This is a genomic window from Candidatus Poribacteria bacterium (assembly GCA_028820845.1).
Classification (GTDB): Bacteria; Poribacteria; WGA-4E; order WGA-4E; family WGA-3G; genus WGA-3G.
The window spans coordinates 103011-125926 of the sequence record JAPPII010000011.1 but is presented as its reverse complement, the minus strand read 5'-3'; the positions used below and the strand labels follow the sequence as shown (position 1 = coordinate 125926).

15 protein-coding genes are annotated in these 22916 nt (G+C 46.6%); 6 read left to right on the top strand and 9 right to left on the bottom strand.

The window, feature by feature from the left end; translation table 11 throughout:
* Positions 1–565: 565 nt before the first annotated feature.
* The 3 genes from OXN25_02730 to OXN25_02720 all read left to right on the top strand — a co-directional run bounded on the left by OXN25_02730 (position 566) and on the right by OXN25_02720 (position 7201).
* Positions 566–3268: a leucine-rich repeat domain-containing protein gene (locus OXN25_02730; protein ID MDE0423766.1), complete on the top strand. Its 2703-nt coding sequence runs from the start codon at positions 566–568 to the stop codon at positions 3266–3268.
* A gap of 319 nt (positions 3269–3587) precedes the next feature.
* Positions 3588–4826, top strand: coding sequence for an SLBB domain-containing protein (locus OXN25_02725; protein MDE0423765.1), 1239 nt, complete (start codon positions 3588–3590; stop codon positions 4824–4826).
* Positions 4827–4846: 20 nt separating this feature from the next.
* Positions 4847–7201, top strand: coding sequence for an AAA family ATPase (locus tag OXN25_02720; GenBank protein ID MDE0423764.1), 2355 nt, complete (start codon positions 4847–4849; stop codon positions 7199–7201).
* Positions 7202–7243: 42 nt separating this feature from the next.
* On the opposite strand, the gene OXN25_02715 is transcribed toward OXN25_02720, so the two are convergent.
* Positions 7244–8083 carry an ABC transporter permease gene (locus OXN25_02715; GenBank protein ID MDE0423763.1) on the bottom strand — a complete coding sequence of 280 codons (840 nt, stop codon included), beginning with the start codon at positions 8081–8083 and terminating at the stop codon, positions 7244–7246.
* Complete coding sequence (locus OXN25_02710) at positions 8083–9171, bottom strand: ABC transporter permease (GenBank protein MDE0423762.1); 1089 nt, start codon at positions 9169–9171, stop codon at positions 8083–8085. Before OXN25_02710 ends, OXN25_02715 begins: the two co-directional genes overlap by 1 nt.
* Before the next feature lie 256 nt (positions 9172–9427).
* Here OXN25_02710 and OXN25_02705 point away from each other — a divergent pair, with 256 nt between their 5' ends.
* The 3 genes from OXN25_02705 to OXN25_02695 all read left to right on the top strand — a co-directional run bounded on the left by OXN25_02705 (position 9428) and on the right by OXN25_02695 (position 13635).
* Positions 9428–10837, top strand: a complete 1410-nt coding sequence (locus tag OXN25_02705) for a DegT/DnrJ/EryC1/StrS family aminotransferase (GenBank protein ID MDE0423761.1) — start codon at positions 9428–9430, stop codon at positions 10835–10837.
* Between the two features lie 9 nt (positions 10838–10846).
* Complete coding sequence (locus tag OXN25_02700) at positions 10847–12541, top strand: glycerol-3-phosphate dehydrogenase/oxidase (protein MDE0423760.1); 1695 nt, start codon at positions 10847–10849, stop codon at positions 12539–12541.
* A gap of 98 nt (positions 12542–12639) precedes the next feature.
* Positions 12640–13635: an endonuclease NucS gene (locus tag OXN25_02695; GenBank protein ID MDE0423759.1), complete on the top strand. Its 996-nt coding sequence runs from the start codon at positions 12640–12642 to the stop codon at positions 13633–13635.
* Between the two features lie 288 nt (positions 13636–13923).
* On the opposite strand, the gene OXN25_02690 is transcribed toward OXN25_02695, so the two are convergent.
* The 7 genes from OXN25_02690 to OXN25_02660 form a co-directional block, all read right to left on the bottom strand.
* Complete coding sequence (locus OXN25_02690; GenBank protein MDE0423758.1) at positions 13924–14361, bottom strand: lasso peptide biosynthesis B2 protein; 438 nt, start codon at positions 14359–14361, stop codon at positions 13924–13926.
* Between the two features lie 46 nt (positions 14362–14407).
* Positions 14408–16078: an asparagine synthase-related protein gene (locus OXN25_02685; GenBank protein ID MDE0423757.1), complete on the bottom strand. Its 1671-nt coding sequence runs from the start codon at positions 16076–16078 to the stop codon at positions 14408–14410.
* The gene (locus OXN25_02680) at positions 16075–17808 is read right to left on the bottom strand and encodes a glycosyltransferase family 4 protein (GenBank protein MDE0423756.1); all 1734 of its coding nucleotides are present in this window, start codon (positions 17806–17808) and stop codon (positions 16075–16077) included. Before OXN25_02680 ends, OXN25_02685 begins: the two co-directional genes overlap by 4 nt.
* Complete coding sequence (locus OXN25_02675) at positions 17805–19424, bottom strand: glycosyltransferase family 4 protein (protein MDE0423755.1); 1620 nt, start codon at positions 19422–19424, stop codon at positions 17805–17807. Before OXN25_02675 ends, OXN25_02680 begins: the two co-directional genes overlap by 4 nt.
* Positions 19425–19472: 48 nt before the next feature.
* Entirely contained in the window at positions 19473–19781 is a 309-nt protein-coding gene (locus OXN25_02670; protein ID MDE0423754.1) for a PqqD family protein, read from the bottom strand.
* 58 nt (positions 19782–19839) lie between these two features.
* Positions 19840–21612 carry an ABC transporter ATP-binding protein gene (locus OXN25_02665; GenBank protein ID MDE0423753.1) on the bottom strand — a complete coding sequence of 591 codons (1773 nt, stop codon included), beginning with the start codon at positions 21610–21612 and terminating at the stop codon, positions 19840–19842.
* A gap of 706 nt (positions 21613–22318) precedes the next feature.
* Positions 22319–22690 (bottom strand): helix-turn-helix transcriptional regulator, encoded by a 372-nt coding sequence (locus tag OXN25_02660; protein MDE0423752.1) that lies wholly within the window; start codon positions 22688–22690, stop codon positions 22319–22321.
* Between the last annotated feature and the right edge of the window lie 226 nt (positions 22691–22916).

Here is a 22916-nt window from a genome sequence, read left to right as displayed (position 1 = left end):
TCGTGCATTTCGCAGCTATACTCATTACTGCTAAAAAAATGTAAACACTACCTAATCTCAAAAACCTTAGTTGACTAAATTTGTTATTCATTCTATGATCTTCGTTAATAAGAGTGTGTATAGCGGAAAAATGCTGCCCGCGCAGTTTCCGTAACTTTAAAATTGAATCCAATAGAACAAGAATGCAGAACGAAGTTAGGAATTTTTATACCACAAAAGTGCTTTTACGTACACATGAAACTCACGGTGTATGTCCGGTTTTTGTGCACGCCCACTCTACTTTTTCATCAACGATCTCCGCTGCTAACGATCAGTTAACCCCCCCCCCCCCACTTTACAAGTATTAAGCAATATTTTCACAATGTAGTATTAGTAATTGTCGCTGTGCTGCATTCTGCGCGCCAGCACGCCCTTCGTCTTGAACGGAGTGTCGCGTTGCGGGCTATTTTTGTTGCATTACGGTTTACCCGGGACATGTTATCTCTGTCTAACCATGCCGGATTTTGGACAAATTCTCCAAACCTGCATATCAAATCTACCTAAATACCTAAGGAGGTATTCAAAATTGAAGAAAGTTTTTTACATTTGTCTCGCGCTTCTCACAATTATGTTCAGCAGTTGGCTGAATGTTGCTGCCGCGCAGAACGTGAACATTCCTGATGCAAATTTAGAAGCGGCTGTACGCAATGTCCTCGGGAAAAGAAGTGGCACTCTTACACAAGCGGATATGGAACGTTTGGAATTCCTGGACGGTGACAATCGCGGGATAATCAGCCTCACCGGACTCGAACACGCAATAAACTTAAAGGATTTACTGATTTGGCGTAATGAGATCAGTGATATCAGCCCCCTCACAGGTCTGAAAAATCTAACCTTCTTAGCTATCGGAGAAAACCAGATCAGTGATATAAGCTCCCTCGCCACTTTGAAAAATCTAACGACGTTATATCTCGGTGGCAATGCGATTAGCGATATCAAACCCCTTATGGGATTGACAAATCTCACACGTTTAGGTCTCTTTTACACTACAATTAGTGATGTGATGCCTCTCGCCGCTCTAAAAAATCTTACGTGGCTACATCTTGGCGGTAATGCGATTCGTAATATTAAGCCCTTGGCGGGATTGAGAAATCTCACAGAATTATATTTTTGGGATAACAAGATTAGCAATGTGGCACCCCTGAAAGGTTTGACGAATCTCACACGGTTAGATCTCAGTACCAACGCGATTAAGGATGTGAGCCCACTTTCTGGTTTGAAAAATCTTACGAAGTTACGGTTGCAGTGGAATTCCATCAGTGATGTCAAGCCCCTCGCAACCCTACGAAACTTAGCGATCTTAGATCTCCGAGGCAATCAGATTCGGAGCGTCCGTTCGCTTGAAGGATTAAGAAACTTAGACACATTGATTCTGGGTTCTAATCCCATAACTGTAAACGTCCCACTGACCGTAACGGAACCGATGCCCTTGAACCGTGGTCAATTTGCTGTGTTTAGTCGCGATCGCGATCGTTCTATTGCAGGGAAGGTGAAGATCATCTATCAGAATTGGCAGGCGTTTATCAACGCGAATCCTGTGATTACGAAACCCCCTAAAGAGAGTGAAGGCCAGGGCGGTTTCGGTGGATTGTTAGAACGCGTTAACGAAACGCTCGATAACTTCAGAACAGAAGGTTTCGGGGGCACGCTTGAACTGATTGCACATCCGGGGACCAAACTGGAGTTCGGGGATCTCGTCATGAGTGAAATTATGTGGGGACGGCACGGAACACCAGCGGACAACCTGTGGGTAGAGTTTTACGCCCCGCGGAAACGCATCACCCTTCAGGCAAATCGTTACGCCTTGCTGGCCACGGGCAAATACTTGGACAGAGAGGTAATCCCGAAAACAGAACACTATGCGGGATGGCGGGTGATAGATAGAGCGCGTAATGCCTCAGCTCGATCCCAGGTCTCTTGGCGTTTGCCGGGGCTGAGCAGCGGCACAGTGCGGGACCAACCGCCCGTCTCTATGCGCCGAGAAATCTCTTATGAGACAGGAAATGTCCCCAATGGCAGTCTTGCGAGCAGTTGGACAGCATCAAATGGACAGATCAACTTACAACCTCCGAGTCACGGTTCACCCGGGGCACAAGGTGGCACACAGGTGCTCGTGGCTGCCGCTCGGCGTCCGCCTATGTACTGGGTCGCCCCGACCCCGGGGAGGCTGCAGCGGCTCGTAGGGGAAGACGTTGAGACCCTGGTGCCGAGTGTTGAGCATATCACGAGCGTTGCTGTAGATGCGGGAAACGGTAAAGTCTATTTCACGGCGCAAACAGGCGATACATCTGGAAAAATCTATCGAGCAAACCTTGACGGCTCTCACCTTGAGACGCTGGCATCGCTCCAAACAGGCGTTCCGCTGGATCTCGCTATTGACGCGACCGGTCGGAAACTCTATTGGACAGATTCGCTGGGGCGGATCCGGCGCGCGAACTTCAACGGGAAGGCGGTTAAAAACTTAATTCAGAACCTAAATTCGCCGGAAGCCATTGATTTGGATGTGGCGGGGGGTAAACTGTATTACGCTGAACAAGACGGTCTCTGGCGCGCCAACTTTAACGGGAAAAATCGGGAAGAACTCGTTTCAGCCGTGGTGGCACCCGGACGTATGTCCGTCGTCAACGGTAAGATCTATTGGACAGAAAAGATAGACGCGAAGAAAGGGAGGATCAAACGTGCGAATCTTGACGGCACAAAAGTTGAAGAGATCATCTCAATACGGAGCGTTCCCTTTGGCATTGCCGCTGACAGTGTAGATGGTAAGTTGTACTGGACAGATTCCGGCGGAAGAATCCAGCGTCTGAACCTCAAGAATTCAAAGATTCAAACTGTTGTTACAGGCTTAGATACACCAGGAGACTTTACCCTAGGCATAAAACCCGTAATAGCTCCGGCTGCACCACGCCACGCAGTGGCCGGGTCAACGAACCTCGAAACGACTCAACTCTTCGCAAATTATCCAAATCCGTTTAATCCGGAGACATGGATACCCTATCAGTTAGCAACTGACACAAACGTACAGATTCTTATTTACGACCCGCGTGGGACAGTCGTTCGTCGCTTAGAATTGGGATACCAGCCCCGAGGCTATTACACTGTGCGACATCGTGCCGCCTATTGGGATGGTCGTAACAGTTTAGGTGAACCAGTTGCAAGTGGTATCTATTTCTATCAACTCCAAGCAGATGAGGTCTCATTGATGCGGAAAATGCTTATCATAAAGTAGACTCTTCCTGATGAATGTGCGTTCCACGCGAGCATAAGTAACAAAATAATCAGTTAAAAGAGAGTATTGATGCGTCAACATCGTTAAGTTGAACAATACTCTCTTTTTTTGAAGAAAAACGATGTGGTTTGTAACTAAAAACGAAAGTTAGGGATAAACAATATACATGATTTTCCTTTGCATTTCTGCCATATAGCTGCTAAAATATAGGATGTATGCTTTCAGACCGTGGCTTGCGTGCAAAGAATTAATAAGGCCTACGCGTCTAAAAAGCATCGAAAAACGAAAATATTTTGGAAAAGGTCAACAGTAATTTTTTATGAACATACTTCCTTTACGCGGGCATCTTTTGAGTGACATTCGCAGGTATCTAAAACGGACTCTTAGCAAGTTCGCTCTGTTTCTGCTAATTATACAAATTGGTTCCCCTGTGTCGCTTTTTGCGGAAGACTCTCCTCCCGATAACCCTACTACTCATACAGAAACGACACCCAAAGCTCAAAATCCTTCAGAGCAATTGTCCACATACAGATTGCAGATCGGGGATAGTTTTGTCGTTACCGTTGATGGCTATCCGGAATATAGTATGGACAGGATTCCAGTGCCAATTCAACAAGACGGTTATGTTTCCTATCCGCTTATTGGACTCATCAAGGTGACGGGTCTCACTGTTTCCGAGCTTCAAGCCGAGATGCAGTCTGCTTTTTCAGCACAACTTCCGACGGCGCGTGTGTTTGTGACCCTCATGGAACCGAAGCGTACGATTCTCGTTTTCGGCGCGGTTACGATGCGTGGTCGAGGAAATCTGCATGTCTTTGAAGTCGGACAAGTTTATCTGCTCCAAGCGTTGGCATCGGCAGACATCATCTATGAAACCGCCGATCTCAAGAACATTTATATCTGGCGTGATGGGAAGCTTCACCAAAAGGTTGATTATCTCCAACTGATTGACGATGGCGGTCCCGATATTCCTTTAGAAGATCACGATACTATCTTTGTTCCTTCCATTTATCAACAGCGGTCTGTGCGCGTTATAGGTGCCGTGACCTCCCCGGGTGTCTATCGTATAACAGTCCCGGAAGTACCAGCGATTCAGGTGCTGAATCTCGCTGGCGGGTCGAGATCGGAGTTTGCGGATCTGAACAACGCAGAAATCATCACCAGTGAAGCACGGATTTTGGTGGATCTGTCTGAAGAAGATACCACTGTTATGTTATCCCCTGGGGATACGTTGTACATCCCGCTTGCCGATGCGAAAATAAGTGTTACGGGAGCAGTGAAGAAACCGGGGCAATACGTGATTACTGAACCCGTGCCTTTAAGAGAGGCTATCGTCATGGCGGGTGGGTTTGACGAAACCAGAGCGAATCCGAAAAAATGCATTTTAACGCGGGCGGATGGAACAGAAGAGGAGATAAACTTCGACCTCGTGCAGTCGGAGATTTATCTACACCCGAAAGATCAATTCCGAGTCCGTGAACGGCTCCGTTTAGATTGGCGAATCATTACATCTACTATATCATTTGTGAACCTACTTTTTAACATTTTGGCAAGATAGATTAGAGGTTAAGGTTAGAGATGCGAGAGACCACCGATAAACACCTTGAAGAAATTAGAGAAATCCGATTATCAGATTACTTTTGGATCCTCTTTCGGAACAAGTGGAGTGTCCTTCTCATTTTTGTGCTTTCTGTTTTTGGGGGATTCCTCGCAACCGATTTTACGGCACCTGTTTATCAATCCGAAACAGTGATTCGTATGATAGACAGCCAACCAGCCTCGACCTTGCTCGCCCAGTTGCCGCTATCTGGACTATTGAAGGGTACCTCGTTAGGTGCCTACGCCGCCCAATTACAGTCGCGCGACCTTGTAGTTGCTCCAGCAGTCCGGCAGCTGAGAGCGGAAGGACTACTTGAACCGTTACCTGTCCATCGGGCGCGATCTCTGGTGTGGTTTGCCAATTTGCTCAATATTGAACTCGATCCAAATGCTACAGAACAAGGGGAGCTTACGATCACTGAATGGGAAGATTTCTTCATCAAGACCCTCATTGACGAGCAGTTAAAGGTCGAAGAGGTCCTTGATAGAAACGTGATTACTGTCACTGTGAAACAGCGAACGCCAGAACGGGCGCAAAATTTAGTCAATAGAATCGCAGCCGTATTTCAGGGAGTCGTGGAAGCAGAAACAGCTGAACAGATGGATTGGTGGCAAAAACCGTTCCCGCAGACTCTGCTGAATCAGACAAAGGCGAGCCTCACAAACGCCATAGAGGAGCTATTTGCATTTCAGCAAGAACACCCTGAGATTACTTTAAACGCGGAAGGCGGCATACAAGCACAAATCATTCTGGCACTCCAAGTCAGAGAACACGAATTGATTAACCTTTTAGCGGGCGCTGAATTGAAACTCGCTTCTTATGAAGAAGAGTTAGAACAACTATCAGAAGATGTAATTTCGGAGACAGTTGCGCAGAACCCTTCCCATGCGAAATTGCGAGACAGCCTGAACCAGTATGAAATTGACCGTGCTGCGCTTCTCGGCAAATACGATGAGACGCATCCTGAAGTCACCTCTGTAGATGAACAAATCAGGGAAACAAAGGCACGGCTCGCTACAGAAGAAAAAAAGATAACAAGCACAACATCTTCTTACAATCCGCTCTACCAAGTCCTCTCAGAGAAGGTAAATGAGGCGCAGGGAGGTCTGATTAGCCTTAAGGAACAGAAAGCGGAAGTCACCGCCCAAATTGCGGCACACCTCACCGAGTTACGAGAATGGTCGCCTGACCAATTGAAGTTCTATCAACTCAAGCGAGATATTGAAATCTACAACGCGCAAGTAATCGCTTTAGAGACGAGAATGACGGAGTCTGAGATTTTCTCCGAAGCACGCACGGAAAGTATCAAGGTTTTGGACGAGGCGCGCGCGCCCGAAGAGCCGCTGAAGCCTCGCCTCAAACTTAACCTCGCTTTGGGGGCTTTTGTCGGCATGCTCTTAGGTGTGACTTATGCCGTCGCAAAAAATTACTTTAAAGATACATATCTGCGATTAGAGGAGGCAGTGCGGCACCTTGATGCGATGCCTGAATCGCCAAGTTTTCTCGGTATCCTCCCGTCGATAAAAAAACGTCGAGTTTACCGACTGCCACTCATCGTTCACGATGCGCCGCAATCAAGGTCAGCGGAGGCGTTTCGTGTCCTACAAGCGAAGTTACCGTTTTTGAACCCGGGTGCCCCTGTGCAAACTGTCCTCGTCACGAGTGCAACGCGTGGGGAAGGCAAAAGTACGACTTCCTCTAACCTTGCTGTTGCGCTGGCACAAAGAGGAAACAGGGTTCTGCTCATAGATGCGGATATGCGAAGACCCTCGCAGCACAATACCTTTCCAACAGGTGAACCGCTTGAATCTGAGGACGCTGGAGATACTTCCCATTCTGAATCGACTGCGCTCAGTGTCGATACACGTAAGCCGGGATTGAGCGAGGCACTCATCCACTTAAATGCCGAAAACGCCGAAGACATATTGCGCACAACAATCAAGCAGACAGGGATTCCCAATTTGCATTTAGTCCCCAGTGGCACTGTCCCACCCAACCCGATTGAACTTCTCAACTCAGAAATGATGACGCATTGGTTGGAACTCGCAAAATCGGAATATGATGTGATCGTCATCGACTCACCGCCAATCCGCGCTGTGGCGGATCCGATGATTCTGGCAAACATCGTCGATGTTATCGTCTATGTTTTTGACATCACGAAAACCCGACGGGCTGATATACTCACGGGTATACGGGATTTGACAGAAGCCTTTCCAACGAAAGGGATCGGTGTGCTTTGCAATATGATTGATCCGAAACAGGCTAAATCCTACGGCTACTATAGTCGCCATGCCGATGCCTATAGGCTCGGTAACGACGAGAGTGAACCTTAAAGCGTGCGGTTAGAAACCGCACCTACCAATCCCTGCACGAGGTTAAGGGTCCATTTTTCCCAAGCTCGCGGGTGGGCGTGATCTTCCGACAAATCCAGCGAGGACAACCATCGTTAAGATATAGGGCAAACTATGTAGAAGTTGGACTGGTACCTCCCATCGGTTTGCGAGTTCCAAAGCTGTCGCGAACCCAAAGAGGCAGCACGCTGCGACCCCGCTCAAAGGTCGCCAATTTCCGAAGATTACCGCCGCGAGGGCGAGATATCCGCGTCCTGCTGTCATCCCTTTTGTAAAATAGTGGACTTCAGATGCCAAAAAACACCCACCAATTGCTGCCAAGACACCACTTAACAGAACACCGAAGTATTGCCATTTTGTTCGGCTCAGACTCATTGCTGCGAGTGCCTCGGTGGATTCACCGGCGGCACGCAACCGCAAACCCCACGGTGTTTTAAACAAGAAGATATGACTTACCACCATCAATACGGGTAATAGATAGACGAGAAAACTATAAGCACCGATAAAGGGTAACTTCCATTGTGGAAGACCGCCGACCTGTTCAGGCGTAGGGACGAGGAACTCCGTGATGCCTAACGCCAAAATGTTAATTGCGATTCCAGTGACGATTTGTTCTGCCCGAAAAGTAATAGTCGCAATAGCATGTAACAAGGCAAAAAGGAATCCGAAACCCATCGCGACGAGCAGCCCGATCCATGTTGAACCTGAAATCTGTGTTCCGATAACGTAGCCAAACGCTCCGATGAGCATCATCCCTTCAAGCGCAAGGTTAATCACTCCAGAGCGTTCGGAGTAAATTCCGCCGAGTGCGGCGAACCCTAACGGTGTTGCCATTCGCAAAGTGGTGGGGATTAAGTCAAGCATCAATTCCTTCTCCGCGAAATACCTTCTGTGCAAACTAACCAGATAATCAATACACCTTGCCCAGCAAGAAACAACCCTCGCCGGATCTCCAACAAAATTTCGATATCTAAGGCGACTTTATTCAACAATCCAAACAAGACAGCAGCCACCAAAATACCAAAAGGATTATTTCTCCCCAAGAGGGCGACTGCAATACCCGTGAAACCCCATCCCGATGAGAAGTTATCCAAAAACCGATATCGGTATCCTAACACCTCAGCGACTCCGGCTAATCCTGCGACGGCTCCACTTAATGCCATTACCCAGACGGTCACAGTTCGCGGGTTAATCCCGCCATAGGCGGCAACATCTGGCGCGTTTCCTAACAACCGGAGTTCATATCCCCAACGGGTGTATGTTAAGAAGATATAGCAGCACATCGCACACCCACAGGCAAGCAAGAAACTTAAATTCAGCGGATTGCTGTGGGGTAGAATTGGGAGTAGGGATGCCAATCGTGGGAGTCGCGCCGCTTCATAAATTTGAGGTGTTTGAGGTATCATCTGTCCGGGTTCTTGATATACAGACGTAACGAGGTAATTCATGAGTGCAAACGCGACGAAGTTCATCATAATCGTGTTGATGACTTCGTGTGCACCGTATCTCGCTTTTAAGAAACCCGGGATTGCACTCCATGCAGCCCCAGCAATCACGGCACTGCCGATACACAACGGAATTAGCAAAAAGCCGGGGAGGTTTAGGTGGATACCTACATAAGCAGCAGCAAATGCCCCAACGTAGAGCTGCCCCTCACAACCGATATTAAAGAGTCCACTTTTATAGGCAATCGCCACAGCAAGCCCTGTAAAAATCAGCGGTGTTGCGTTAAAGAGCACATACCCGAAATCGTCAACGCTTGAAAATGCGCTCACAAAGATGATACTGTAGAACTCAAGCGGACTCTGTCCGCGTATCTGGAGTACAATGCCACACAAGAGAAAAAACCCAGAGAGGGCGAGGAGGGGCGGTCCACAGTAATTAACAAACAGATTTTTGATTTGAGATGTTCTGCCCTGTAACAGGGAAGCGAGTGCCTTTTGGATGTTCAAGATTTTTCAATCTCTCTGCTAAAATTTGACAAAAGCGGTTAAAACATGTTATTATGGCTAATATTGAATCCATCTATAACACAACTTTTATGGTAGATATTAGAATTAATTGTACATTCTGCGCCGGTGCGGTTAGAAACCGCACCTACCGGGTCTGGGCGAAAGTGTGTAGCTATTCTTTGGATTCACCATAGTATAGCACGGGTGCGAGATTAAAAACAATTTGAGAAAGAAACACCGAGGAAACTTTATGGAGATGAACAGCGCAAAACCGCCGCATCTTAAGACGAATCCAAAGGATCTTCCCGCCGTTTTAGGTGGAACGCCGGTCTTTGAGACATCTCCTGACGCGCCGTATCCGAAGTTAGACGAATGGAAGCAAATTACAGAAGAAGAAGCACAGATCGTTTATGAAATGACCTTACGGAACGAGCTCTCCGGTGCGTCTCCAACTGTTCAGGAATTTGAGAAAATCTGGCGTGACCGTCACCACACTCGATTCGCATTGAGCACTACGAACGGTACAGCGGCATTACAGAGCGCGATGTTTGGGGTCGGTGTTGGTCCCGGGGATGAAGTGATCTGCCCAACGTATACATGGATGGGTTCAATTACACCGGCGTTGGCATTGATGGCGACACCGGTTTTCTGTGAAGTGGATCCAAAAACACTGCTCATTGATGTGGCAGACGTTCGGAAGCGGATCACGCCACGCACCAAAGCAATCGTGGCAGTCCATCTATGGGGGAATGTGTGCGATATGGATGCGCTGATGGCACTCAGCACCGAGCGCGGAATAGCCGTTATCGAAGACTGCTCTCACGCGCACGGTGCCTCGTACAAAGGCGCGCCGTGTGGAAGCATTGGTCAGGCGGGTGCATGGAGTTTGCAAGGCAATAAACCCGTTAGCGGCGGTGAAGGCGGGATGCTTGCGACCAACGACACAGCGATTTTTGAACGTGCGTGTCTACTGGGTCAGGTCAATCGTCCGATTAGTGCTATAAGCGACGCAGCACCAGATGAATTGCGGCATCCGTATCTACCACCGATGGGACTCGGCGTTAAATTCCGTGCACATCCGCTCGCTATCGGCATCGCTTCCGTCCAACTGAAAAAACTTGATGAACTCAACGCGAACCGTCGCGCCTATATTCAAGAAATCTCGGAAGGATTGCAGGAAATTCCAGGGGTTTCGGCTGTTGAAACTTGTGAAGGCAGTGAATCAGCAGGATTCTATGGCTTCCCGATTCGATACCACGCAGCGGAAATGCACGGACTCTCAGCCCCAGCATTCGCGGATGCTCTCCGAAAAGAGGGGGTCTTGGCAAATAATAACCCTTATCCACTCCTTGTTGGCGATGGTGTCCCACTGTTTTCAGGTAGTCTGCCAACAAACAGCAATCCCTACCCACTTCTCCACACCTTGCCGCTCTTCACACACGGACTCGACATCTACGAGAACAATCGGGGTCCTCTTTGCCCGGTCGATGCGGATGGCGTGTTTGAAACTTATGCAGCCGGGGATCTGCCTGTCACCGAAAAAGCGTGTTCTCAACTGATATTTTTGCCGTTGTTGACGAAACCCGTAGCAGGTGCTGTATCGGGAATTCTGAATGCTATTCGCAAGGTCTCCTTACACAGTCACTTGATAAATGACCGAAGTTAAGGGTAGAAAATGCCCATAGAATTTTCAGCCCGAACCCGATCTAAGAATATTCAAACACTGAAGACCGAACCGTTGGATGTTTTGGTTATTGGGGGCGGTATCGTCGGCGCGGGTGTCATCCGCGATCTTGCGCTCAATGGAGGCATCAAAGCCGGTTTAATTGAACAAGGGGATTTTGCGAGCGGAACGAGCAGTGCTACCTCACAGCTGATCCACGGTGGGTTTCGCTACATCCTGAAACGCGATATTGATCTCGTCAAGCAGTCTCGTAAAGAACGTGAGATTCTTCTGCGCATCGCGCCGAACCTTGTCAAACCGATTCCTTTAGCCCTTCTCTGCTACAAAGGTGATCCGTATCCGTTGACAGGTATGCAACTCGCTGCGCACTACTATAATTCGCTCTCTAAAACAGACAAGTCAGAAAAATCAACAGCGATTCGGGACACTCAAAAGATTCAACAACTCCTCGGATCTATCGCCACGAGTACTCTAAAAGGTTGTGTTGTATTATGGGATAGCATTGTTGACGACGCGAGATTAACCCTCGTGACACTCAAAGATGCCCATCAACACGGTGCGATTATTACAAATTATGTTCGGTTCCTCGATTTCGTCAACCCACCTGATACTGCTCATAACGGCAACCATGGCTACAGGATAATCGCTGAAGATGTTATCACTGGACACCGTTTTGAAATCTCTGCCCGAAAAATTGTATCGGCGACAGGTCCCTGGAGCGACCATGTATGGCGTAAAGATCCGAGTTATGACGGGGTTCCGCGCCTCGTAACGAAGAACGCAAAAGGTGTTCACATCGTCTTACCCAGATGTGGAACAGAACACAATTCAGGGATGTATGGTTTAGTCACCTTCACACGGGGAGAAAAACAACAGGGCGGCAAACCACGCGTTATTTTTATTTTGCCCGGTGCGTATAATACTTCTATTGTCGGTACGACTGAAACGACATCTGAAGAAGAACTATCGGCGGTGCGTCCATCAGCCGACGAAGTAGCGTACCTACTTTCAGAAACGCAACGGATTTTTCCTGAAAAAACGCTCAATAATAATGCTATCATCGCTGCTTACGCAGGCACGCGTCCGCTTATCGCTGCCAATCAACAACAGCGAAGATTTTCAAAAAGCGAATTCGTTTCGAGAGAACACCTCATCACAGAAAGTCCAAGCGGGGTAATGTATTTGTACGGCGGGAAACTCACGACACATCGACATATAGCAGAAGAAACGGTAAATCGTCTTGCTTTGTCTTTGAACGTTTCTCGTCATTGCAAAACCGACACCTGTCCATTACCTAATGCGGTAGGAGAAGTGTCAAACAGAGACCAAAACCACGAGTCATACGGGAATCTTGATACGGCGCGGCTTATTAAACGGTACGGTGAAGGGTATCGCGCGATTCAAGACTTCATCAGTGCCGATCCAACGCTTGCCGAACCGATTACGCCGTCTCTGCCGTTCACAAAGGCAGAACTCCTTTACGCCTGTTGGGGTGAGATGGCGATAACGTTGGAGGATCTTCTCTGGCGACGCACTCGAATCGGTTGGACTCGAGGACAAGGTCTTGACGTCACGTCTGAGATTGCACAATTCTTAGGTGAGAAAAACAACTGGCATCAAGATAGGATCAGGGCAGAGATGGAAAAATACCGCGAACGTATCTGCTGGTTAAATGCCAATCTGTAGGACCTACAATCAATAATTGGTCTGGACCGTATAGATAACGAGGTTAGAAGACCTCGACAGCAGAGGAACACGTTAAGCACTACAGACACAGAAAAACTATGGAAGTTTATCGTTGGGAAGATCGGAAATTTGGGAAGCTGGAACCTTTACGTTTTGGCGCAGAACGCGACTTTGAGGACCTGCTCGAAAAAGACGCAACGCTGGTCCTTGGTGAACCACTTTGCGTCATCAGCAGACAACCCCCGCTGAGTACATCAAAACAGAAAATTGACTTGCTGGCACTTGATCGACAGGGCAATTGCGTAATTATTGAACTCAAGCGCGGGAAACCTTCCCGAACAGCGATCACCCAGATTCTCGAATACGCCGCTGGGGTTTCTCAGCTCTCTTACATAGAATTAGAGCAGCTCGCTTATCGATGGTGCCAACAACAGGGTAAAGAGTTTTCGTCACTTACGGCACTTCACAGTGAATTCTTTGAATACGAACCGGGCGATATTCGACCCTCGGCATTCAATCAACGGCAGCGATTAGTCCTCGTCTCGGAAGGGGTCGATACACGCGTTTTGGAAGTCGCCGAATATCTACGCACGCTTGGGTTGGATCTCACTTATATCTCCTATTTTTCTTACCATGCCCCAGACGAAATTTTAGTCGCTACTGAAACCGTCTTAGGTGGGAAACTCGTCAAGGAAGAGGAACGGACCTATCGCACCACTGCAGAACAGTTCATGACCCTCACATCGTTCGTTGAGACCTTACAATCAAACGAGGAACTTCTACAAATCGTCCATGAATTTTTAGCGTACGTTGACACGTGCGGTGCCACCCTTCGGCCGCGTATCGCCAAGCTCCGCATGACGATCGGTGGCCGCTGGTGGCTTGATACTTACCCATCAAGAAGAGCAACCCACTTCCGCGTTGATGTTCATGCCGACTTTACGCCGCTCCACATCGTCGAGTGCAGAGCGAACTTGCCTAACGTGACAGTCAAGAATTTCGGTATCTCATTCAACATCGCCTCCAAATCCGATCTCGATTATGCCATCGAGATTTTTGAACGCGCCCGGAACTCTATCCTATCTTCCTCATGATATAGGCGAGCGTTAGGTATATAGCGATCTTGATGAACTGGTATTCAAAGTCATAATACAAACGCAAGCCGACGGATGGGGTGAGGTATTCCAAGTCGTTTCATTGCGTTGGGTAAAAGTTTTTTTCTAGAGGTAGTGAACTTTTTCTTGCGGATTGCCGATTTCCAGTCCCTTTCGTATTTTCTTGTGGTGCCCTTTAACTGGGCAGCATGGAGACTTCTGAGAGACTCAACCCACTCCTCTACCGGAAATATTTTTTTTTACTTCATCTTGCTTTCTGCCGTTGGTTTATGTTGAATGAGATGTGCCCCTATTTTGGGCAACAACCATACTCCCGTTTTTGTTAAACCTGATTCGTATAATTTCTCTATAATCTGCTATGACTTCGCTTGGCGGAATTGTTTTTCCATCAACTTCTACCCAGGCATGAGCTGCAAAGTCAAATGGTTTGACAGCAATGACGATTTCACATTCTTCTATGCTTGAGAAATTTATTAAAGTGGATGCTGTTACAATGGACAGAATGAGACATTTTTCTTTTTTTTCTAGCCAAGAATATATAGCAGAAAGTAACTTTATAACCTCTTCGGTAGGTCTGTTCATTCGCCAGAGGGTTCGTTGCAACTGTGTCAGTTGTTTCAGTTTAGTCCGCTTCGCCTTGCGGCTAAGGTTTAGGTCCCAAAAAACAGCCTGAATGGATATGAAAATTGTAGCAAGTCTTTTCACTATATTTCCTCATTTTTTTTGAAGTGAAGACAGGATGAAATAGCACTTACTGTTTTGCTAACCAAGCCTCACAAGCGAAAGCTTTTACGATAAATGGAGTAAACTTGGTATTTCCGCCGCGAAAACTCTGGAGTGCAGAAATAAATTTGTCTCGGTCTACAAGTCCAACATCATACAACCTAGCATTCTGTTGGAAATAAGGGATAATGGCCGGCCACTCTCGATGTAATCCCTGCAAAAGAATGGGATTATGAGGGTTCTCTTTTTTTCGCTTAACAACCCGCTCCGGAAGATATGACTGTGCAGCTTCCCGAAGCACAATTTTTGTGCTTTCATTGCTATGGAGGTTTTGCATGGGCAAAGCAGCAGCGACCTCAAGAATACGTGGATCAAACAAAGGACTATGATGCAGATATGGTGCTGGGATTCCAACATACGGACGGGCTGTTCTGAGACAGAATTCCATACGTTTCTGGACCCAGGTTTTCGCCCGAAACCCTCGGAGAGGACTTGCATGAGTCAACTGCGAGTGGGAAAGATATTCAGGAGGGATTGGCACAATTCTTTGAGGTCTTGTGGGGGCATGGCGCATTAAATCCATGTATGAGTGCTCCCCATTTTTCACTCGGTTATTAAGTCTTTTCAAAGTGCGAATGGGATGCCGCCAAGTTAACATGTCGGCGAACAGGATATGCTCAGGTGCATCAAAGAAGTCGTCCCCACCAAGTCCATTTAGCATGAGACGGATACCGCGAGAAGTGGTGGCATGGTCTATAATTTCCTTACTTTGAAACGTCGAACTCACTGGCTCCTCTGTAGTAGGCATATCAGGAAATCCTTGAAAAGTCCACAATTTTCCGAAATCCATACGTACCAATTTACCGCCATAGTGATTGACCACATCCTGTGCCCATTCTACCTCGTTGCACTCAGATATTTGAAATGAATAATGAAAAGCAATTGGAGGGCGGTGCCCCATATCAGCCGCTACCGCATAGACATAAGATGAGTCAAGACCGCCACTCAAAAAGACTCCGATTGAATCCCGATAATAAGTCATGAATTCGTGAGTAACTTCTGTCATCACTTCGTTAAGGCGGCGAGTACAGATATTCTCGGGCAATGAAGTCTTTTGAGGGAATGGCCACCAGTATTGCCACAGTTTCATTCGCAGTTTTCGACTTTCAAACGTTAGCCCCGTCGCAAGCGGTAACCGTTGAACATCTCTAAACGGGGTACTCCCCACGGGTCTGGGGTGCCCCCCGAGATATGCTATCATGTACGTAGGGTCAAGGTGAGGCATTTCTCTCGTTTTCTTAAACCAACTGAGTGTATTCGAGAGTGAAAGTCTATTTGTGGAAGAACCGACCTGCTCATAGAACAACGAACAGGTACTCAACTTATCTGTCAAGGCGATGAGCTTGTGCTGGTGACAGTCGTAAACAATCACGGTATATTGCCCGTTCATAGCAAGCAGCCCATCAACCCCCTTTTCTATATAGCGTTGCAGTGCCTCAGCGGCTATTCTGTATTCGATTGAGGTATTAAAGACATGGCCCTCAGCAGCTACGGCAATTTTTTTTTCTGGATCTATCAAAACCTCCCCTTCAGCCTCGCTCTCAAAGCGAACGATTACTTTCGCGCTGATATCTACCAGGGTGGAGGCGGTTGTGGAGTCGTTTTCGGGATAAATGTCCATCAAGGTGCACGCTATCATTGGCACTCCCCCTCACGATGTCCTTCAACATTGAGATTTCTCAAATCTGTGGCAGCTTTCTCGAGTGTATCCACATCAAAGGAAAGACAGTGGTATTTCAGTAAATACAAAAGGTGATACCGAAAAACCTCAGGTGTCGTTTGAATTATAGTGCAAAGGTTTGCTTCAAGTTCTGCTACGGCTATCCAATCCGTCGAGTGACTGAGAATCGCATCGATAATCTCTGGTTGGAGTTTTACATCCATTTCCTCATACCATGGTGGAGCGTTGCTTCCCGTAGATGTCAAAATCAAGGGAGTTTTCCGGACTCTGGTGGTTGGCTGCAGAGTCATTGTAGCGTAGTGCTGGAAAGTCTGAAAATATGCTGGACGGAACCACGAAGACTGTTGTAAGGGTAAGGCATGATGGGAGGCAATTTTATGCAGTTCCTCCCATAACTCCATATAACGACCAATGATAATCTTCCAGTCGTAAGTGTCAAGGACATGTTGGCGTGCCTGTCGGCCCATTTTAGAACGCAAATCATCATGCAAGATCAAGAAAAGTAACACTTCACTCATCTGCTCAACATCAACACATACAGACTGACTTAAGTAAAGGTGGTTAAGTCTGAAAGGCAAAAAAGGAGCATAATCACAGATTGTCTCATCACATTCCATCCAATAGGTGGGGACCCGAAAACCGGTTCTTCCATGAATCACCGAGATGCTGTATCCCTCCCAATCCGAGCAAACAACCGGGAGTCCAGAAGACATGCCTTCCAAAACCGTCTGTCCAAACGTTTCTTGAACGTTATCACTCGGCGAAACAAAGACATCTGCAGCGGAATAAAGTAACGGGAAGTCAATCCGAGGACGATTTTTAAGTATGATAACTTGCTCTTGAATATCGAGCTGCGTGGCGTAGGCAGTGACCTTCTCAGCGTAGTCGTAGCGACTATCATCTCCTGCCAATACAAGGACCGCTCTATCTTCTGAACACTTCTCCAGAGCCTTTTTGAATGCAATGAGTAACGGTTGTAGGTCCATCTTGTCGTAATGTGAAAAACGTCCGATCCAGAGTAGAATGACTTTATCGTTAGGTAAGCCAAAATGCTGTCTTAGTGCTTGTTTCTCTCGAGGACGATAAGTTTGCGTATCTACGCCTAAAGGAATACTGTCTAACCTTCCTTTATATTCCAGATTGAAGCCAAATTGCTGAAATAAACGATTCTGTAAGTGAGAAAAATGGTTCTTCATAACCTTCACAGCCGGAACTTCCAAACATACAATTGAATCCCACTGTTGTGCTCCTATGAGAGGCAGAGTGAGAAAGTTTACAAGCTGAAACTGGTAACTAATGGTATGTGTAACTCCCGTTATGGGGATATTTTGGCGACTAATCTGATTCCGGAGATAGAGCATTTGGGCAATATCAGGTCCTTGAGGACTATGAAATACGAGGTAGTTTGTTTCTTGCACCGCCTTCCCAAAATCCTCAAGTTTCAAAAGTTTGATGCGAGGATCCGGTTCCAATAATCCAAAATAGGCTTCTACCTCACCCGCTTCCTGTGGCTTATAGCGCCCTGGATTAAAAAAATGGTACGCTTCAAAATCCCCATACCGCAGTAGGTTTTTCAGAAACTGTTTAGTGGCAACCCTTGCCCCATAGATGCCTTGGCTGGATCCGTTGCGGTATCCGGGATCACCTATATTCGGATCTAATGGTAAAAAACCTCCATACACGTTCATAATGATTGTCCGTTCTTGCTGAGTGAAATAAACCCTTGCTTTACACACCACATGATGTGATAGGTGATATTTGGTACTAAATTATCGGTATCGTCGCCATCCGTTAACAAGAGCAGTGAATTGATAATCTCTGCTCCGGTGGTCACAGCCCTTGCCAAATTCAGAATCTTAAAAACGACAGGAGGATAAATTATATCCTTCATCACATCGTAACTAATAAGATGTTGTGTCTCCAAGAGTGTTTTACCGACAGAAGTAAGTTGTAAAGAGGTATCCTCTTCAAGGTCCGCAGACATGAATGAGAAAAAAGAGAAATCTCTGGTGTTAGCATCGCGGAATAGGATATCCCCCTGAATCTCTGATGACTTTGTGTGCTGCAAGTCCGATGGCACCCTTTCACGCAACGTCTGCCACAGACTAATATACCTGTTGACCATTGTTTCCCATCCATGATTTGCCACCACATAGTGACGCGCGGTTTTTCCAAGGGTCTGACGCAATTCGCGATCTTCAATCAGCAGTGTCAAGAATTCTATGATTTGTTGGGTATCAACGACGATACCTTGTGATAGAATCAAAGGTTTAACATCCTCGGATACGAGAGGCATATAGTTGTTTAACGCGTCATAACTGGAAGGTTGACATATTCGCCTTAGTTTTAAACCATTTTTACCGTGTGCTATTACCCCTCCATCGTCATCGTCAGTTACGATGACAGGAAGGTTATTTCCCATTGCTCTGAGGACTTGAATTTGGTTATCCCGATGAATTGTATCAGAAGGGGAAATAAATATATCTGCAGCCGAAAGTAGGAGCGATTGCGCGGATTTACTTGCATTTGGCATCAATATAATCTGTCTACCTAAATGCGAATTGTCAAGAAAATTCTGAAACTTGTCGGCATATCCATATTCATCAAAGCCGCTTATAATCAGCCGAACATCCCCATGTTTTTCAGCAACAACTTGAAACGCATGAAACAGCGGAAATAGGTCCCCACCCTCATAAACAGAGAAATCTGTCAAACATAAGATGATTAAGTCTTGTCCTGGAAGATCAAGAAGGTATCGTGCATCTTGTTTATCAGAGATGATCTCTGTTGAAGTGTTTACCCCGGATGGAATTGTAAAGATTTCAGGGATGAAGTTTGAACTCGGGAAACTTTGGGCGGACTGATGAACAATTCTGCAAATCGAAGGTTTTGAACATAAAAGGGCATCATATTCAGTTAGCCCTTTACTTATTTTCAGGGGATCTAATGCCAAACGCCACGGCTGAACCTGTATCGTAATTGGAAAAATCTGACCACTTAACCCGCGGAGATGCGTTAGATGGGAAACATCGCTATACCCAAAGTCATGCCAAACATCAATGGAATTCTCTTGAAAGAATTCTGCCAATTCTATGACACTATGGATGGATACACCTGAAATATTAGGAAACGATTTTGGTGGTTGGCAATCAAGCGGTAGAAACACATGGAAATTGTTGATTTTCCTCGAGGAACACAATAAAGCACGTATAAAATCCCAATCTGCTTCCGCGTACCCGCGTATCAATGGATACAAACTCGCAATCTTCATGCACATACTCAACTTTAATAGAGGAACTTTCATCAACATGTTCCAGCAGAAAACCGTGAAGTGATTTTAAGAATGACCTTTTTATTTTCTGGCATCTAAACGTGTGAGGATCCCTTTTTCAAGCAGAGATTCAACTAACGTCTCAATATCTCTCCAGAGGGTCTCTGCGGTAATCTCATATATTGACATTAGCGCCGCCACAATTTCCTCAAGACTCCGTTTATCTTGAATAAGATACCAGAAATCAAGACCGACACCATCTAAAGTGTAGAACTCTCCACTCTCATAATTTAAGAGGGTCGCTGATGCAGGAAAGCCATCCTTCTCATCAAAGACTACGAAATGCACATGTTCGGGGATTGAAAGTTGACCCAATCTTGAAAAAAACATGACTTTATACGACTTACCTCAGTTTTCGGTAGAATTCCTAGATGCGGAATAAGTTTTACTATTTTCTATCACCAGAGGTCTCCTCAAATTGCAAGCGATACAAACGCTCATATAACCCTCTTTGTGCAAGGAGCTCCTGATGCGTGCCTGTTTCTACAATTTTGCCGTTTTCCAAGGCAAGTATTACATCCGCATTCAACACAGTAGACAACCGGTGAGCAATCACAAAGGAAGTCCTTCCCTTCATCAGTCGTTCCAACGCTTCCATAACGACCTTCTCTGTCTCTGAGTCCAGTGAGGAAGTGGCTTCATCTAACAAGAGCAGTTTAGGATTCCGAATTAGCACACGAGCAATGGCAATCCGTTGCTGTTCGCCTCCAGAGAGTTTGATGCCCCGCTCGCCTATCTCTGTGGCGTAACCCTTTTCAAGTTGCGTGATAAACTCATGGGCATTCGCGGCGATAGCCGCATCAATGATGTCCTCTGCTGTCACTGTCTCAGGGTGTCGAGCACCCATTCGGATATTTTCCTCAATTGAACCCGAAAAGAGATAAGGGGCTTGAAACACTGTGCCGATCTGAGATCGTAAGGTACTTAGATGGAGTGTCGTTATGTCATGTGCATCAACAAATATTCGTCCTTGGGTAGGTTCGTAGAAACGCGGAATGAGATTGAGGATCGTGCTTTTTCCTGCCCCGCTTGGGCCTACAACTGCTACAAGTTGACCCGGTTGGATCCCAAAGGTGACATCCTGTAGGACTTCCTCGTTCTCACTATAACGGAAGTAAACGGATTCAAATCGGACCTTTCCCTCCAATTCTACAGCCTCGATCCCCTCAGTCGATTCGGTTTGATTTTCCTCAAGGAAAGTGAACACCCGCTTTGCACCTTCCCCAGCTCTGAGGAAATTTTGATATTCCTGCTGAGCTTGATAGAGCGGAAAGGTGAGTAGGTTCAAATAACGGTTCGCCATCCACAAAAAACCGAGGCTAATATCTCCAGCAAGGACCATTTTTCCACCGATGAGAAAAAAAAGCGGAGTTCCCAACCAAGATGCAAGGGGTCCGAGTGCTGTCAGTGCAGCGACTAACCTTTGATAGACCTCTGCACGAACGAGGGTTTCTATTGAATGCTGGATGAGCCCCATGTCTCGCATCTCATGACAGAGCGATTTTATTTCGCGGGACCCCGCGATCCCTTCTTGAAGTCGTGTCGAAATACTTTCTCGTTCCCGTAAGACTCGCTTTGAAGCGTTCTGCACAGGGGATCGGAAAATAACTGGAAGGTAAACCACCGCGAGAGCAAAGGGAATACTGAATAACCCCAACCAAGGGTTCACCCAGAACACCACGCCCAAGGTAATGACAAATTCAAGACCTGCAACGATAATCCAACCGATCGCTAAAATCCCTTCTGCGGCGGTAGGCGTATCGGAATTGACATAAGCCATGATCTGCCCTGTCGTGTGATTATCGTAGAAACGGCACGGCAGGAATCGCAGGTGTTCATAAACCTGCAGTTGCAGATCACGGCGAGTTTGACCTGTGACCAGAGTCACAAAATACGCCAATCCACAATTCGAGAAATAGATGGCGACTGCAAGGGCCATCCAGAAGCCTACAAGAATGGGTAGAAAATCGGCATCCTTTTCACCAAATACACGATCGAAAAGTTGACCTTCTACCCACGGAGTTACCAGATGGAGTGCCCGGTAAACAGCATTGAGGAGCACACATAGCAGGGCTAAGCCCAAATACGGTTTGAGATATCCTAACAAGCGGAGGGCGATCCTGCCGCCTCCAAAATCTTGTTTCTGTTTTGACGCTGCCAAACGGCTTCCTCCTTTTAGGCTTCCTCCTTAATTATGAAGGAGTGCGAAACGTCTCTGAAACGTTTCTGGCACAATTAGGGGAGCACCTACCCACCGGAGTTATATAAAATCTCCTGCCCATTCGAGTCTTTCTCACTATCACTCCCGACATTGCTTCCATGGGTAAGAAACGTGGCACGGCCGAGAGGGTAAAGTTCGGGTTTAGCGTATGCCTTCTTTTTTGAAGAAGACTTCTTCAAAGAAGACTTCTTGAAGTATGCTTTCAACATTTGGAATCTCCTATAGCAATATATCCGCTGCCTAATAGCACCGGTTTATTCTGTGTTCATCGGATTGCTTTGGCAAGAGAAAAAAAATAAAGTTCCTTGCATTTTTGGCAACCCGCCATTGTATAAGGTGCTAACCCAACAACTTCACAAAACAAGGGGTTTTATGCTACAATGTAGGTTAGCACTGTCATTCCGTACTAATGGCAGTGCCGCGTCAATGGGTGCTTTCACCACCCTCGGCGCCTCTCAAAACAGAGGAAACTACCAATACAATAAATATTATATTAAAAACGCGCGTTTTTGTCAAGGAAAAAATATATTTTTTCCTATTATGGTATTAATTTTACCTGAATATCCAAAAAACAGGCAAGTTTTTTCTAATATTTCCTGAAAATGGACAAGTTTCGGCTTTTTTAGACTTTGGCGGTTCTCAAACATTATCGCTCTATTGACTCAGAACTGAGACCATCAATAAATTTTGTGAGTTTTCTGTTTTCATAAGCCCAGCTGAGTCGTTGGCGAGCGGCTTCATCCCCGAAATAGGCAGCGTTGAAATCTTCGTAGAGAATCTCCTTGATGTTCAACGCAAGGTGCCCGGGGGCGATACCTAAGCATCTTTCCAAAATGGGGCGTTGTTTTTGGTTTGGCTGTGTTCTGCCGGTCTCCCAGTTTCTGACTGTCTGGACAGAAATGTTTATGTTTTCAGCCAACTCTTCTTGGGTGAACTGGAGGACCTGTTCGCGCAAATAGCGTAAGTAGAAGCGATTGATAGGCGTGGATGCCTGGGACGTTTTCTGTGTCTCTAACATAATCAGCCTCCTCTAACATAGACACTGTGCTCTCGGGGCGGCTACGCCCCTCAGCGGTTAGCAATCATCAGTCAATACCTTTTATAGTAAAACCCACAATTAAGTGTGCACTCGGTGACTGGTGCGGTTAGAATGCACGTCCCATTTGAGCGAGTACGCTGCAAAACCGCAACTACCAGTGAAATAATCCTACATCTATTATAGTAGTTTCGGACTTATTTTTTCT

Coding starts and splice junctions, on each gene's coding strand:
- OXN25_02725 (MDE0423765.1), top strand. CDS start 3,588: ATGAACATACTTCCTTTACGCGGGCATCTTTTGAGTGACATTCGCAGG.
- OXN25_02720 (MDE0423764.1), top strand. CDS start 4,847: ATGCGAGAGACCACCGATAAACACCTTGAAGAAATTAGAGAAATCCGA.
- OXN25_02715 (MDE0423763.1), bottom strand. CDS start 8,083: ATGCTTGACTTAATCCCCACCACTTTGCGAATGGCAACACCGTTAGGG.
- OXN25_02705 (MDE0423761.1), top strand. CDS start 9,428: ATGAACAGCGCAAAACCGCCGCATCTTAAGACGAATCCAAAGGATCTT.
- OXN25_02700 (MDE0423760.1), top strand. CDS start 10,847: ATGCCCATAGAATTTTCAGCCCGAACCCGATCTAAGAATATTCAAACA.
- OXN25_02695 (MDE0423759.1), top strand. CDS start 12,640: ATGGAAGTTTATCGTTGGGAAGATCGGAAATTTGGGAAGCTGGAACCT.
- OXN25_02685 (MDE0423757.1), bottom strand. CDS start 16,078: ATGATAGCGTGCACCTTGATGGACATTTATCCCGAAAACGACTCCACA.
- OXN25_02680 (MDE0423756.1), bottom strand. CDS start 17,808: ATGAACGTGTATGGAGGTTTTTTACCATTAGATCCGAATATAGGTGAT.
- OXN25_02675 (MDE0423755.1), bottom strand. CDS start 19,424: ATGAAAGTTCCTCTATTAAAGTTGAGTATGTGCATGAAGATTGCGAGT.
- OXN25_02670 (MDE0423754.1), bottom strand. CDS start 19,781: ATGTTTTTTTCAAGATTGGGTCAACTTTCAATCCCCGAACATGTGCAT.
- OXN25_02660 (MDE0423752.1), bottom strand. CDS start 22,690: ATGTTAGAGACACAGAAAACGTCCCAGGCATCCACGCCTATCAATCGC.